Below are 15,335 nucleotides of genomic sequence, written 5' to 3' on the forward strand. Positions count from 1 at the left end.
GAAGACAGCTAAAATTGCGCTAAAAAAAAGCTTTACATGATATATTAGGGATTTATGAATGTTCTATATGGAAAAATCTATACCCCGAAACCATACCACACATCAATTTGAATTTCAGGTACAATCGATAAGATTCGAATTCGATGAGATTACTGCTCATTAGTTAAGACTTAATGTCCCACTCTACAAATTCATTAATGAAGCGGTCCGATCCCATACCATGAGATATCTTGGTAGTTGCTCTGAGTTTTTTAATAAAATCCTGACAAGACTGAACAAAGAATTTTACAACCTTAAAATGAAAGATTTCAAAACGATTATCCGGACCTGGCTTCCAGTTCTCTTTCTCGAAGGTGTAGTCAATGAGATTATTATTTTTCAAATACTTAAATGACTCTTCCAATGAGAACTTAGTGCCAAGTATATCGAGTTCCTTAGTATCTAAATCTCTCAGGCGCATTTCGTGATATACAATTGGAAATCCATGTGCCACTAGATTACGAATGTTATTTAAGTGATTAATTGCATTCCAATTGGTATTATCAACTTTAGCTAAGTTGATATCAAGTAATTTGTAATTTGCTTTTATATCCCTCAGATTATAAGCAGGATTTATAATCAGATCCGTCAAAGCCCGGTACGGTATCATTAGTTTTTCTTGTTGGCACTTTCGATAATCTTCCGAGTTACGTAACGTTTCTATAAAAACCTGAGAGAGATAGCCTTGAATAAGTGCAAAAAGAAGTACAATAGAGGTGGGTCCGTGATCATGAAACTCCTCTTTATCCATGTCATTCACAATGGTCTTTAAACTCCTACTTAATGGACCAAAAATGGAAGTAGAAGAGGAATACGTAAGCAATGACTTATTCATGGGATAATTTATTGTTATGCTTCTATCTGATTAATAATATGGATCCCAGTTTCTTTATCTAACCCTCCCTCACATAAAAGATCCACAAACAGCCTACCACATCTGAGATCTGAAGCAGATTGATTTTGCTGAGTGGAAAAATAATCACCTTCTTCTTTTCTGATAGATTCACCGTCCAAAGTGGCCGGATAGACCAGGTAGTTTTCTTTCGAATCAAAGTATTGTGCATAAGTAAACAATTGCCTTACATCCTCCACAGATGTTTTAGACTCATACTTCCATTTGGTGTCTAGCACCCATCGTTTGTCACGGGAGAGGTCCTCAACCACAAGGTCGGGACGAAGGGTTATCTTGCTACCCAGGGAAGGTTTCCAAAAATTCTTACTTTGTTGAAACAGTACACGCATAGATCTATTGGTTCTGCACGCTCTTTTTAGACACCAGTAGATATAGACTTCCCACAAGTCATTCATATCAAACATGATTGCAAGTAAATCATCTTTCCCGGTTGATAAATCCGGATGAAAGTTCAGTAGAATTATACGAGCCAGTGTAATGGCCCTCTTGTATCCATCCGTTTTACGATCATAATCGAGATCAAATAATCGCTCGTTGATGGGCTTTTGGTCACATTCCGGGAAATATAAAAGTAGACTTTGAGCCCGCAGCTTTAAGTCTGTGCTTCCAATGGCATCAACAACCTCAAGGGTTGCCCTCAGTATGAAGTTGAAAACGTTATCCTGATCATAAACTTGGTGCTCAACATAGAAACGCTCAGCATGTGTAGCATTCTTCGTGACTTGTTCGTGTACAAGAAGCTTGCCCTTTAAAGACGTCCGATTCCCCTGCGTGCTTCGATATTTTTTAACTAATCCCTGATGAATTAACCTGTCTGATTCTATTAAGAATAATTGCAGGTAAGCATCTAAAACACTGTGATTTCTAAGGTTAATGCTAGCTTGACTGGTGGTTTTAACTTCTACCTGGAAAGAAATCAAAAGCATATGAAGCAGCACATATTGCCAGGTGCGTTTATTATCAGTCCCTTTATCAACTTTAGGTAATACCTCAATAGTCAGATCACCAACTTTGATAACGCCTACATGCTGATTGAATCTAACTTCCTTGAAAAAGGTAGTGTAAAATGAAGAATCAGTGGTCTCTGCATATCGAGCAAGCGCCTCTAAATGACGCTGTTTAAACATAACCCCTTCATAGGTCTGCCCCACTTTCAACCTTCCCCATTCAAAGACTTGTATGGTTTGATTGTTACTCACCAATACATTGCATTACTGCCGATATGATCTCTGACTTACCCACCTTCTTCACACGATAAACGGATCGTTCCATTACCTCATCATCAGTTGCAAAGCGAGGCTTCCAATCCTCTGCTATCTCAATAAAGCCATTTCCTAAAATCAAACTGATTTTATCATAATCATTGTAGAAGTATTCCTTTAATAAAGGAATAACGTTGGTATTGAATGTATCCGAAAGATCAACCGGAAGTTGCTTTTCTAAAAAGTAACTGTGCCCGATTTGATGATCTTCATCCTTCAAAAATGCAATTCGCTCATTGATCACTTTGAGTAAATCCGCGAGCGTACTTTCCGTGCCTTCAATTTTATGTTGCAACCCTTCCAGTTCATAATTAGGACCTAAGAAATCAAATTTGAAACGTCTACGCAGGGCTACATCCAATGCTTCCACGCTTCGGTCTGCCGTATTCATAGTTCCTATTATGAATAAGTTAGGAGGAACAGAGAACGAATCCCTGCTGTACGGTAACTGCACCTGCAAGGCTTCTTTTTTACCCGCTCGCTTGCTCTCCTCGATCAAGGTGATAAGCTCACCAAAAATTTGTGATACATTGCCTCGATTGATTTCATCTATAATCAAAACATAAGGCTTGCCTTGAGACTCGCGATATTCATCCCAGTCCATTTTTTTAACGACCTCAACCTTTTCCTCAAAAGTATAGGTCCGCTTACGCTCGGTAGCCTTAGGTATATCTGATTGATTTCGAATCGCATTTAAGACCGTCCAATAAGCCGTGGAATTGCTCCCTCCAATGATTTCTCTAAACTGATCATTGATATTCGATACGTCATCCAAATTTTTTATCTCAGCATTGAGCTTCGTTAATCGCTGTTTAGAGACCGTGTATGACCTGGAGCCATCGATATGTTTGATTATTACATTACCACGATCGGATACGCTATCTACTAAAACCTCACCTCCCGTTTTTGTTTTTAACCTCATCTCGCCAGCGGAAAGCTGTTCTTCCACTTGCTCCATGAATGAATCATAGGCCAAAGAGAAATCAAGTATATCTTCTGTTTCTAAAGAGAGTTTCTCCCTTGCTATTGAAAAGGCCGCCTCTATGCAGACTTTTTTAAATACACCAGGCACTACTTCGTATTTTACGAATTCATCTCCCTCTTCTGGTTTCAAAGGTTTTAGACCTTCAATAAAATCCTCATAGCTCATGCTCTGATGGAAGGTGGTAAACAAGATTTGACCGGCTTTCTGTAATTCATCAAATCGATCCTTCACAATTGAACGGTCTTGATTCAAATCAAAATCAGCATCACATATAGCAATTGCCTTATTGATGGTATTGTAGGTCTTACCAGTCCCAGGTGGGCCATAAAGTATTTGATTCAGAGGTTTTGTGATGTTATTCATTACCGATGCATTATTCTTTTCACCATGAGTGCCTTGCCATAATTCGATTACTCTCTTTTTCGTTTTTTCTTGCTGAATGGCTCGGATCCCTTTCTGTAGCTTGTATTCAAACTGTTCGTCTTCATTCAGCACTCTCCATTTTGCCTTTGCTACCAGCAGCCCGTCTTCGATTGGAATGGAATAAGATCTAAATGGATCGTGGTGTTCCGGAGTAGTTAATACGGAAACCATATCCTCAGATACTTGTGCGATGGCTCTTGCTTGATAGCCTTCGGTTATTAATACCAAATCTCCCATCTTAAAGCGATATTCCTCTACACCAAGCAATATGTTGTGCTCTTTTAAATATGGATAGAAACTTTCTAGCCCGGAATCCCAATTGCATCCAAGTTTCCAAATGGTTACACTGTTTAGATCTTGCATGCTCAATAGTTTATCCTCCAAAAAATCTCGAAAGGTACCAGCGCCTTTAAAACCAGCAGGTAAATCTGCCAAGAGCTGTAGTATGATCTCCTTACTGTATTGCTCCTCCTTGAGCCATTGATCATCTCTACCAACAGCCTTTTGAATAGCTGGCTGAACGTTTTCACCATAAACATGAACAGTGGATGTCGCATATTCATCTTCTTTCAGATAATCCATGTACTCAATCACCAATGGATAGTAGTTCACTTGATCGATGAATGTATACAGCACATTGTGATCAAAAGCCATTAACTTCAATGCGCTATTGGTGGTTTTGGCTTCTGTCCCCCAGGTAATTCTCCCACCGCTGACTGAATCATAATATCGCCGTATGCTCGCCATTGACTCGGCCTCCATCTGATCTGGTAGATCATCCCAATTGGATAGTGTGATGGTAGCAAAAATGGCATCAAGCACTCCCCCACTTTTAAACTCAAAGGTTTGCTGATAATCGGCTGAATCTATTTTTTCACTCGATTGATTGTCCAGCATAAAAGACACCTTGACCCCTTCCTTACTATCATGAAAGCTCAGAACGATTCTTTGGCCAATGATCATGCGTGCCTTTGTTCCAACAGCTATGGTAAAACGAACATGATAAGGATCAATCTTCGTTTTGCTGAGCACTTTGTTGCAAAAAAGCATGTAAGATCTAAACAGCTCTTTATCGCTTAGCTTTTTAATGAAGGCATCTAATTGAGCACGTTCTGTTTGATCATAAATTTCAATTCGCTCCTCAATTTCAAATCCATAAGCTTCGCAAAATCTGTATCGCGTAGAGTCGTCAGACGAAAAATCAACTTTTGCATTTTTCAAACCCGCAAGGTGATAAACGAATGCCTTGAATGGTTGCTCCTTCTTACCTTTCCGAATATAGTATTTTGTGCCCTTGGCATTGTCCAGCTCATTATCCTGCAGTTGATCCCATTGTTCTTGCACATAAGCTGGGTCTAAGCTTGATATGAAATCGGAGAAAGTCATTTAATCAGTTTATCAAGTTTCAAATCCTGCGCTATATCCTGAGTAAACTTTGCTAAAGGTCTTTTGTGAATCTCATCTTCTCTAGTGTAGTTACCAATAATAAGTCTATTCAGAATGTCTTCATTCGGAAATAAGGCTTTGAACTTTGTTAGTAACTCTTTCTTTTTAGAGTTACTGTAGGCAATTTTTTTATCAATTAATTCTTCAGCTACATCCCTTTGAGTTTCATAGATTGCTTTTATCGCAAATAAACTGTCGTGATCGTTTGAAATATGATTTACTGCTGTGTTATGGTCCAAAAACTCAATTTTTATATCATTTCTATTTCTAGTTTTACTGAACTTCAATATTGATGCATCAGATAGTCTGAACTTAAATTGATTTAATAGCCCATTCTCTGAATACAAGTGAAAATGAGTTTTTAAGTTAGTTTCGGTATCACTTTTAGACTTATTGCAATTAGAACAAGATGGGATCAGGTTGAAGAATGAGGTGCTAAAATGAGGATATCTTGTTTTTGAAAAGAAATGATCCATTTCTAACCTAGCCTTAAATTTGGACTTGTGTTTAACAACTATTGCCAGCTGTGAATTACAATAAACGCAAGCATTAATGTTTAAATGCTGTACAATCTTATAAGCCTCCTTTTCCCTTAATTGAGAATAACAAAGTGCTTTTAATATTGCCTTACTAAATGGAGTTGCCCTTGCAGGCATGGCTCTTACCTTTCCCTTTTTTGGGGTGGCTGGTTGATAGAATAATTTATCATATAGAGACTTGTTTTGTTTAATCAATGCCTGCATTTCAGATGGTTTCATGAGTTGGATTTTTTGATAATCCTTAATCAGAGTATTAATAAACTTTAGCTCATGTGAACCGGCACCATAGTCACTTTTTAGCTTTTCTAATCTATCAATTGGCAATATCAACCTAGGTGAATCCTTAAATAGATCTTGTTTAAACTTCTTGGCAAAATCAAGCAAATCATCTGTTATTTTAATCCTCCTCATTTCTCAACCTATTATTTTCTTCCTCCAATTCTCTGATCCGAGCCAATAATTCATCCATTTCAGTTACTACTTGTTCACCAAATTTTTCATTGAACATTGACTCCATCCTATCTCTAATAAGTGGCTCACCAATTATTGGAATAAATTTTTTAAGATATTCCTTATTTTCTTCAGAGATTTCCTCGCTGGTTATAAGTTCAATAGCATCGTTTATTTTATTCAGTGCAAATTCTCCTATTACACCACCATCTAGAAAAAAAGCTTCTTTAAATAGTTCATGGATATTAGCTCCAAACGTTTCTATTTTTTCATCCCTAGCAACTCCATTTCTAAGAAATAAAATATCTTGGCTTGGAAGATCTGAAACGATAATTGGAGAATGTGAGGATATAATGCAATTCACTTTATATGAGGATAGATTGTTCTCAATGAATTGCAATAAAACGGATATATAATTCCTCTGCCATTCAGGGTGAAAGCCAATTTCCCCTTCATCAATAAATAAATAGAGTACATTTGAATAATCTTCACCAGTATTAAGATTTTTTGAGGCAACAAACAATCTACTCAGGAGATCTAAATAACTTTTTTCTCCTGAACTCAGTACTCTCACACTACCATTTGGCCAAAATTCATCCTGCTCTTCATTTGACCAATTAAAATCAAAACAATATGCAAAATCTGGAAAATGCTGGGTGAACTGCAGGTATATTTTTTGGAACTCATAAAACTGTTCATATGGAATTAAAAAGAAATCTTCGCCTGCTGACCAATATTGCAGAGCTTCGGGATCAAATAACCTATGAACTACCTCAATAAGATTATATGATAATTTTGTGAATTGGTGTTGCTGAAGAGTAAAAAAATCAAGAATTGCACTAGTGTATCCTTCTGAATTCATTTGCACATCGGCTAAACGCAAAGGAGTTTTAATATCCACTTGATGGACTTGACAATACTTAAAATAAACTTGTAAAATGCTGTCAAGAAAACGCATCTTACTTAACTCAGTATCATAATATATGTATAATTCAAAATTGGCTTCTGGATGATTATTTTCTTTTTCCCTTTCGTTTTCTAATTGTGCTGATATTTCACTGAACAGCATTGAAAAAATTTTGACTGGATTAGGAGAGACTTGATCAAAAAATAATTCCAAATCACCTTTCCTCTCTCTTTCTTTTAAAATCACCTTAACTCTGGTAGGGGGAGAAAACGGTAAATCGGACTTATCAGCATTCATAAGGAAGTCAAGCTGCCTCCCAATATTATCCAATTGAAATTGCTCCAAATTATAGCCACCCTCACTGTTTTGCTGTAGCAGAGTATTAGTTGAATAGTCGACTTCAAAATAGCGCTCGTTTGGTTCTATGTTGACTCTATTTTCTAAAAATGGACTGTAGAAAATGCCGTTAATTCCTTTAAAGGGAAGATCTAATGTGTAAATAAAATCGAATCTCTCATCAGAAATTTTTCTCTTTTCATCTACTCGAATATCAATATCTCTCTGAATTAAATCAATATTCAATTTATGAGAATAGACCGTCAGATTATCATCATCTCGAATAACAAATACTGCTCTTCGATCCATGTCATTAATACCCATATCTTCGGATTGAAGAATCAATCGCAGTAACTCAATTACAGTACTCTTCCCGGTTCCGTTTTCGCCAATAATTGCTTTTAAAGATTGGATATTCTTGGGATAGAAATTGTTTGGGAGATCTTCTCTCTTTTGGACGGTGAGTCTGTTTGATTCTGCATCATAAACTATATTTAAATCCAATGAAAGATTCATCTGAAAATTGGACAGGTTCTTATGATTGTTGATCCATGCAAAAACCAATTCCATATTTATTCTTCCTTTTGAATTCCCAATCTCACTAATCCTTTACCTTTAACTAGCCAGCAAATACCGAATAGCAGAAGTAGTATTACTTCCACCCAGAAAATCATATGGCTCCATGCCTCTTCGAGACTAAATCCAAAGATCAGCACCCCAGATACTCCAAGAACGATTAACATCCCCCAACCACATACCTTATAAACTCTATTTCTTATTGTCTTATCAGGAGTGAATGGTTTATTTCCTTTCGTGAATTTTTTGATAGAGAGATAGCTCATAGCAATAAAGAAACCTACTGCACTAACAAAATGAACCCACCCCCATCCAGCGTGATTATGAGCAATTGGTGTAGGACGATAACATTCAATCCATTCAAAAGGTGTAGGTACAATTGCGACAATAAGTATCAATATTCCTCCAATCCAAGTAATAACATTATCACTCACCTTTTCATCTTCTTCAGGCTCATATCCACGATACGAAATGAGAAATACTCCTATGAGGGTAATCAAACCAATAAACAAAAACCCAGATACAGTATAGTAATAATGAGATATTGACGGTTGATAAAAGTACTGGGTAGAAGAATTATGAAACCATGCAATTGCAATCAAAAATATAGGTAGAAAAAGTCCTGCCCAGCCGATTATCTCTCTGATAAGAAAATATGAAAGGTTGATGTTCGCTCCTTGCTCAGGCAAAGAATTAATAGTGTGTTGTTCATAAGTTCCGAGATCACGTCTCATTTCAAGTTCCACTTGTTTCATGAGAAGTGCTAAACTTGAATCAGTCCTGAACAAATCTTCGTCTCGAGCAAAATATTTGTCAACAATTTCTTGATATCGTGGAGCAGCAGGTAAAGGATTTGCTTGATTATCATGATGCCTTTTGATATCGAACCCTATCTCCTCAAAATCAGTGAAAATTTTTTCGATTTTTTCAATTATTCCAGTAGATAGAAATGGATATAATGGAGTACTATAATCCCGTAGATTTAAAGTAGCTTCTGCGATACTATTAACTCCTTGGGGTAAGGAAGCAGTATGATAGTAAACTCTAATTGACCTAAATAATTCATAAACTTTTTTATTGAGGTCTTTATAAATATCTATTCTTTCTTTATGGATACCACTTTCTGCAATCTTGTATCTCTCTAAACGCCTATCAAACCGCGATTTAAAAAGAGCCAATATGCCTATTTGTCCAATAATGGCAATTAATACCGGAAGGATGTATTGAACGAAATCACCCATACCCACCTCCTTCTTTACCTGCCGAGGTAGGCTCAGCAGCCATCCTCACCTCACTCTCCTGCACATAGTCCTTCGCTTCACCTACTGTGACCTGACCATTCATGAGCATGGGCAGCAGCCAATCCCGAAGCTCTGAGAGCTTTTGGTTTTCTTTTTCTAGAATGTCTTGCTTCTTAAAAATTGATTCAACCTTGTCCGTAAATGATATGACAAGCTCCTTTGGTGGGACCGAAATCTTAATGGTCCTTAAGGTGCCGCCAGAAATCTCCTTGAAAGTGGATCCAGAAGCGTACTGAATCATTGCCTTGATGTAGAGCCTTACTGTGTAATATGTGTATTCAGTAGAATATCCTTTGCTTGGCACTATTGACTTGAACCCTTGATTTGTGGTTGTTTCTTCTCTTGCAATGGCTGTATATCCTATTGGCGCTCTTGATGTTAATAGGATTGTCCCAGGAGGCATTTTTCTCAAGGAGGCGTCTTTGACTCCTAAATCAGTCGCATCAAATTCACCTCTGGTTATGTATTTATTGCCAGTATTATTTGATAAGTCATTCGGTGTAATCCAAGGTGTACCATCTCCGACTGTGAAATTTTCATCAATACTTCTGGATGGTGTTGAACCTCCAACTATCTCACCAATATCCTCGAAAGTTCCATCCCCCCACCCCTCAGGAATGGCTCGTTTCAGCTGCTCATTGTAGACCATTTTGCCACCGGAGGATTTGTAGGGTTTGCCATTATCATCCGGGAAATCAAACTGCACAAACCAGTAATCATAAATGAGCTTGGCCATGGCCTCCAGCTCCTGATTGATGCGGTTGTTGAGGGAGATTTTGGAGTCGAGATCTGACAGGATTTTCGCAATCGCCTTTTGTTCTTTAAGAGGACGGTACGGAAATTCTAGCAGTCTAAAATTGGTAGTAGCTTGAGCTAATGCTGGCACCCCGACATGATTCTTGAATGACAATAATCTCTTTTGACCTTCAGTTGAATGAAAGTAATAGGTAAAATAGATTGGATCAACTAAATCTGTTTTTAGACTAACTCTGAATTGACTTTGAGAAATAACATAGTTTTCTCTTTTTGAATCATAAGGTATATAGCTGATTTGACCTAATGTTCCCCGATGAGTGATTACGATATCACCTCGTTTTGCATTCGCCTTCTTAAGCGACTTAGCTTTTTCGGGTGTCAAATAATTCTCAAAATTTTCTGTCAGTTTTACGCCTGAAATATTTGATCCATTTAGAACTGGCACACCTGAACTCACATAATTATCCACTGTGATATCAGACCCAAATGGCCCCATTGATATCTCGTCAATAAGCTCAACCATTTGAATCATTCCCCTACTCATAGTTCAAGGATTTCAAATTTCCTGAGATTGATTTCTCAAGGGCTCTAGACTCATCAAACATTGAATTCAATCTTTTCTGATATAAAGAAATTGCTGAATTAAATTCGCCTTTTGTGATGTCCACGTATTCAATTTTTATTTCAAAATACTGTCCTGCACTTAACGAATAGTTCTTAGCTTCGATCTCTTCATAGCTGACAACCACGGAGAAATCATCCACAGCCTCTTTCTTATTGAAAGTCTCAATGATTCGGTCTTCTTCTTCGGGAGAGAGTACCGTTTTCTGGTTTTTGTCATCCACTTTCACCTTGGTGCCCAATCCGGAAGCATCCACCAGCACCACATCTTCTTTGTTTTCCTTGTCAATGAATAGAATGGACACATTGGTACCTGTAGTCGCAAAGATGTTGCTCGGCATGCTCACCACCCCGGCCAGCATCTTTTCTTTCACCAGCTTTTCCCGTATCTTCTTGTCTATCCCGCTCTGGGCGGTAATAAAGCCCGTAGGCACCACAATGGCGGCCTTACCTGTAGCGCTCAGCGAATGCATGATGTGCTGGATAAAGAGCAGGTAAATCGCCATGGACTCTTTCTTCTTCTTGGGTACATTGGGTATCCCGGCAAAGAAGCGTTCGTTGTTGGCGTCCACATCCAGGTCGTCCCGATAATCCGAAAAGTCGAGCTTAAAGGGCGGATTGGAGACAATGTAATCAAAGGTGGTCGTCCCCCTGCTCAAATGATAAGGGTTGGAAATGGTATTTCCCTGCACAATGTTGGGAATGGAGTGCACCAGATCATTGAGGATCAGGTTGAGACGCAAGAGGTTGGACGACTTCTGCGAAATATCCTGTGAGTAAATGGTGCATCGGTCCGGGCCTATCTGGTGTGCAAGATTCATCAGCAGTGCGCCAGACCCTGCCGAAGGATCGTAGCATTTCACATTGCTCACTTCTCCGTGCACCAGGCACCTGGCCATGATCTTGGCTACCGCGTGAGGTGTGAAGTACTCGGCATACTTGCCCCCGCTGTTGGTGTTGTAATCTTTGATCAGGTATTCGAAAATGGTAGCGTAGAAGTCGAACTTCTCATGAAAGATGTGCTCAAAGCTGAAGCCGGTCAGTTTGTTTACCAGCGCCCGACAAAATTCGTCCCGGTTGTCCGTGACATACTTGCTGATGTTTTCAAAAAGCACCACTTTCTCTCCTCCATTGGTCAGCACCGAAAAGAGGTCGCTGTTTTCCTTGGCAATGTCCAACAGCGTGTCGTCAAATATCTGTGCAAAGTTGGGTTCGTTCTGCCGCTCAAAAAGGGAGGAAATGAAATGGTTGGGGCTGATGCGTGCCGTGCTTTCATCCAGTTGCACCATTAGGAATTCATATTCTTCTTGACTTTTCGCTTTCAGTGCTTCCTCCCAATTATCTGCCTTGGCTATGTCTTCATCCAGCTTTTTGATCTCATAGACAAACTTGTCGTTGAGAAACTTGTACAAAAACACCTGCGTGATGATCTTAAACTCGTTCCCATCATTGCCCAGGCCGTGATTGGCACAGACACTTTTCAGTCCGTCAATCAGCTCTTTGGTCTTCTTTTCAAATTCAATCGTACTCATGCTGCACTTCCTTGATATTCATTTAAATATTCCTTCACCAATAAGGCGTTAATTCGTTTCGTTTTCTCCATGTCCAGATCGAGCTTGTGGTGGTTTTTCAATTCCTGTACCACCAACCGCATCATCATCTTCTCCACGTAGCTTTCATTGCTTAGCATACTGGAGTTATTCAAAACCTGCTCATCGGCTTTTTCTTTGAGTGACTGCAAAGCCTCAATCAGTTTAACTTGACTATCGGTCAAAGGGTCCTTTTCCATCAATCGTTTATGAAGACGCGCGTATTTTTCATCGTTGGCATACTTCGCCCGCAGCAGTTGGTTCTTCCGCTCCAACTCTTTGGCTGCCGCATGGATCGAATGCAGCTCCTTCATGTTTTCCTCCATGTCCTCCTTTGTAATTTCATTGAGGTTCTTTTTCTTGAACAACCGCTCCAATTCCTCCTTCAGCGAAATAAACTCCGGATCCGCACCATCAAAATTACCATTTAATGCTTCTCGCGTCTTACGCAAAAGCTCTTTGTATTCATCGGCCAGCACCATTTCCTCTTCACTGATTTTCGTAAAGGAGAAAAGAATGTCTTCCAGGGCTACATTTAGGAGGTTGCGTGTTTCATCTCCTTTTTCCAGCGTCTCTTTCAGGTTGATATTCGCCAAACGATTGTTGGCTTCCCGTGACAGAACAGAGAGTTTTTGGAAATCGAGCTTTTCCAGCGAGTCATATTTACCCGATAGTCGAATCAGGTTGTACAAACTCTTGGCATTGTTCAGCGCACGGGTAATCTTCAGCATCTCCGTGCGGTCATTGATCTGTGAGATTTGCCTAGAGAAGTTTTCAGCGTTGATCGTGTCAAAGTGAAAAAGCACCTCTTTGATTTCCTGAATCTCCTTATTGATTTCATCCTGCGTTTTGAAGAGCTTTGAATAGCTCTCCATCTCATCGCCAAGCTCCGATTGCAGCTCATTAAAATACGCCTGGTTGGTCTTATCAAATTCCTTTTTGATGTCGGCAAAGTCTACCACGTACCCGTAGCGATACTCCTTATATGTTCGATTCACACGAGTCAATGCCTGTAGCAGGTTATGTGCCTTGATTACCCGTCCCAGGTACAGCTTCTTTAGGCGCTTCGCATCAAAACCCGTCAGTAGCATGTTGTACACAAACAAAAAGTCAATCTTACCTGCCTTGTAATCCTTGACTAAATCTTTGCGCTCCTCCTTGGTGCCAATGTCGTGCAAAATGAGTGCTGCATTTTTAACCTGATAGCTTTCACGCTTTTGGTTACCATAAGCGACCTGTTCATCTGCAGCCAATGATATATCTCGCTCCCGTTTGGCAAATTTGCTTTGAAAGATCTCATACATCTGCTTGGCCTGATCTGATGAGTCGCAAATCACCATCCCCCCGATAGAAGGATCATCATGAGTCATACGTGCCTTTTCAAAATCCATGATGATGTAGTCAAGCATCGGCTCTACAAACTTGTGATGCGCATAAATGAACTTGCGGTCCGCATCTCCTTTGAGTACCTCTATTTCATCCAATGCCTGTTGTAGTGCCAGCTTGTAGCTCGTTTCGATCTCTTCACGAATCAATCGCAGCGTGTAACCGTCTGCAATGGATTTGTTGTAATAGTATTTGTGAATGTAGTCGCCAAACAGGCTCCTGGAATTAAAGTCATCTCCGAGTAATGGCGTACCTGTCAACCCAATCTTGATGGCATTGGTATCCGATTCTTTCAGGTTGGCCAGAAAACTACCCTTCGGATTGTAACTACGATGCACCTCGTCCAGGAAATACACCCGCTGGATATTGACATTGTAATCGGCATTTTGAACCACATTCGGATCATTTTCAAATTTCTGAATATTGACAACCGTGATTTCAGGCTTACCGGATGCATTATGCAGTACCGTCGTGCTTTTGATGTCTTTGACAAATTGATCCCGTGAGTTAATCACATGCACGATCAAATCCCTGTGTCGAAACTCCCGGGATGCCTGCTCAGCCAGATCGATCCGATCGACAATAAAGTAGAACTTAGGTATGACCTTTCGCTTTTGGAAGTAGTCCGTGAGATATCGGACGTTGTAATATGAAAGAGCAGTCTTACCTGATCCCTGCGTATGCCAGATGATTCCTTTATTAATTCCATCATCAAGACTCTTTTCTATGGCCTTCGTAGCAAACAACTGCGGATAGCGCATGATGTGCTTTTCCAGCTTACCCAGGTCTTCTTCCACATATGTAATGGCATATTGAAGGATGAATGCTAATCGATCCTTTTGCAGTAGTGAGTTACAAATGCGATTGGTAGGCGTGTCAGGATGTTTGTTCACCTTAAACTCATCCGTGCTTTTGATGCCTACATAATTGGTGTCCTTCAGCACATAATCCTCTGTCTCTTCTTTTAGCGGACTGAGCAATTCGTCCAGATTAAATGTCTCCTCTTCCCTGAAATAGTTAAAAACGGGCTTACCATAGGCGGTGCTTGAATAGAAAGCGCCCTGAAACGGTTGCAGTGCCTCATCATCGTACTCCATGTTATTGGAGAAGATCATAAGCTGCGTGAGGTTGATGAATTTTCGGAATTTCTTGTTCTGAAAACGTTTGTCCATTCGCTTATGCTCAGCCTGAATCCCTTCCAGATTATTCGGCTTTTTCACTTCGATAAACACCAGTGGCATACCGTTGATGAGTAAGGTAATATCCGGCCTAAACTCTTCATCGTCTTTGATGCAGGGTAATTCAGTCACCACATGAAAGCTATTGTTAGAAAAGTCCTCAAAGTCAATAAGGCGAGGTGAATTGCGGTCAATGAGTTTATGATAGAAGACACGACCTAAGTCTTCATTTTCGAGATCCAGAGACAGCTCATCATAATAGCGAGTTATATCCCCTTCATCCAACTCTGGATTAATCCTTGCAATGGATTCCTTAAAAATATCCGTGAAGATGTTGGTCTCGATATCCCATTTTGCCTCTTTCAGTGATAGATACTCGTATCCCAGCCTGGTCAGATGCAGAATGGTAGGGATTTTAACACGCGTGTCCTCGTTGTGTGGCATGCAGGTTAGTAGGTAGCGACTCTTAAATTTAAGAAACCATTAGCTATCAAGGCAACCTCTCATGGAATATTCGTGAAAATACGGGGTGTGTGCTTCTGCGTGTCAAGCCTATGTAGCCACACACAAAGCCACGCATTGAATTAAAGTGGATTAATTGCTAGATTTAGTATGCTTTTTAAAAGAA

9 protein-coding genes are annotated in these 15,335 nt (G+C 39.6%); all 9 read right to left on the reverse strand.

Going from position 1 to position 15,335, the window contains the following annotated elements; translation table 11 throughout:
• Positions 1 to 163: 163 nt before the first annotated feature.
• The 9 genes from ACOQON_RS09705 to ACOQON_RS09745 are packed head-to-tail and all read right to left on the reverse strand — an operon-like array spanning position 164 to position 15,151.
• A complete protein-coding gene (locus ACOQON_RS09705) occupies positions 164 to 874 on the reverse strand; it encodes a hypothetical protein (protein ID WP_420575245.1) in 711 nt (236 codons plus the stop codon).
• A gap of 14 nt (positions 875 to 888) precedes the next feature.
• Entirely contained in the window at positions 889 to 2,151 is a 1,263-nt protein-coding gene (locus ACOQON_RS09710; protein WP_420575246.1) for an McrC family protein, read from the reverse strand.
• On the reverse strand, positions 2,144 to 5,008 hold the full coding sequence (locus ACOQON_RS09715; RefSeq protein ID WP_420575247.1) for an McrB family protein: 2,865 nt from the start codon (positions 5,006 to 5,008) through the stop codon (positions 2,144 to 2,146). The genes ACOQON_RS09710 and ACOQON_RS09715 overlap by 8 nt, the downstream gene beginning before the upstream one ends.
• Complete coding sequence (locus ACOQON_RS09720; RefSeq protein WP_420575248.1) at positions 5,005 to 6,018, reverse strand: HNH endonuclease; 1,014 nt, start codon at positions 6,016 to 6,018, stop codon at positions 5,005 to 5,007. Before ACOQON_RS09720 ends, ACOQON_RS09715 begins: the two co-directional genes overlap by 4 nt.
• Positions 6,005 to 7,816, reverse strand: a complete 1,812-nt coding sequence (locus ACOQON_RS09725; protein ID WP_420575249.1) for an AAA family ATPase — start codon at positions 7,814 to 7,816, stop codon at positions 6,005 to 6,007. The genes ACOQON_RS09720 and ACOQON_RS09725 overlap by 14 nt, the downstream gene beginning before the upstream one ends.
• A 56-nt stretch (positions 7,817 to 7,872) precedes the next feature.
• On the reverse strand, positions 7,873 to 9,117 hold the full coding sequence (locus ACOQON_RS09730) for a hypothetical protein (protein ID WP_420575250.1): 1,245 nt from the start codon (positions 9,115 to 9,117) through the stop codon (positions 7,873 to 7,875).
• The gene (locus ACOQON_RS09735) at positions 9,110 to 10,477 is read right to left on the reverse strand and encodes a restriction endonuclease subunit S (protein ID WP_420575251.1); all 1,368 of its coding nucleotides are present in this window, start codon (positions 10,475 to 10,477) and stop codon (positions 9,110 to 9,112) included. Before ACOQON_RS09735 ends, ACOQON_RS09730 begins: the two co-directional genes overlap by 8 nt.
• Entirely contained in the window at positions 10,470 to 12,086 is a 1,617-nt protein-coding gene (locus ACOQON_RS09740) for an HsdM family class I SAM-dependent methyltransferase (RefSeq protein ID WP_420575252.1), read from the reverse strand. The genes ACOQON_RS09735 and ACOQON_RS09740 overlap by 8 nt, the downstream gene beginning before the upstream one ends.
• Complete coding sequence (locus tag ACOQON_RS09745) at positions 12,083 to 15,151, reverse strand: type I restriction endonuclease subunit R (protein WP_420575253.1); 3,069 nt, start codon at positions 15,149 to 15,151, stop codon at positions 12,083 to 12,085. The genes ACOQON_RS09740 and ACOQON_RS09745 overlap by 4 nt, the downstream gene beginning before the upstream one ends.
• Between the last annotated feature and the right edge of the window lie 184 nt (positions 15,152 to 15,335).

The organism is Ekhidna sp., from assembly GCF_965221965.1.
Lineage (GTDB): Bacteria > Bacteroidota > Bacteroidia > Cytophagales > Cyclobacteriaceae > Ekhidna.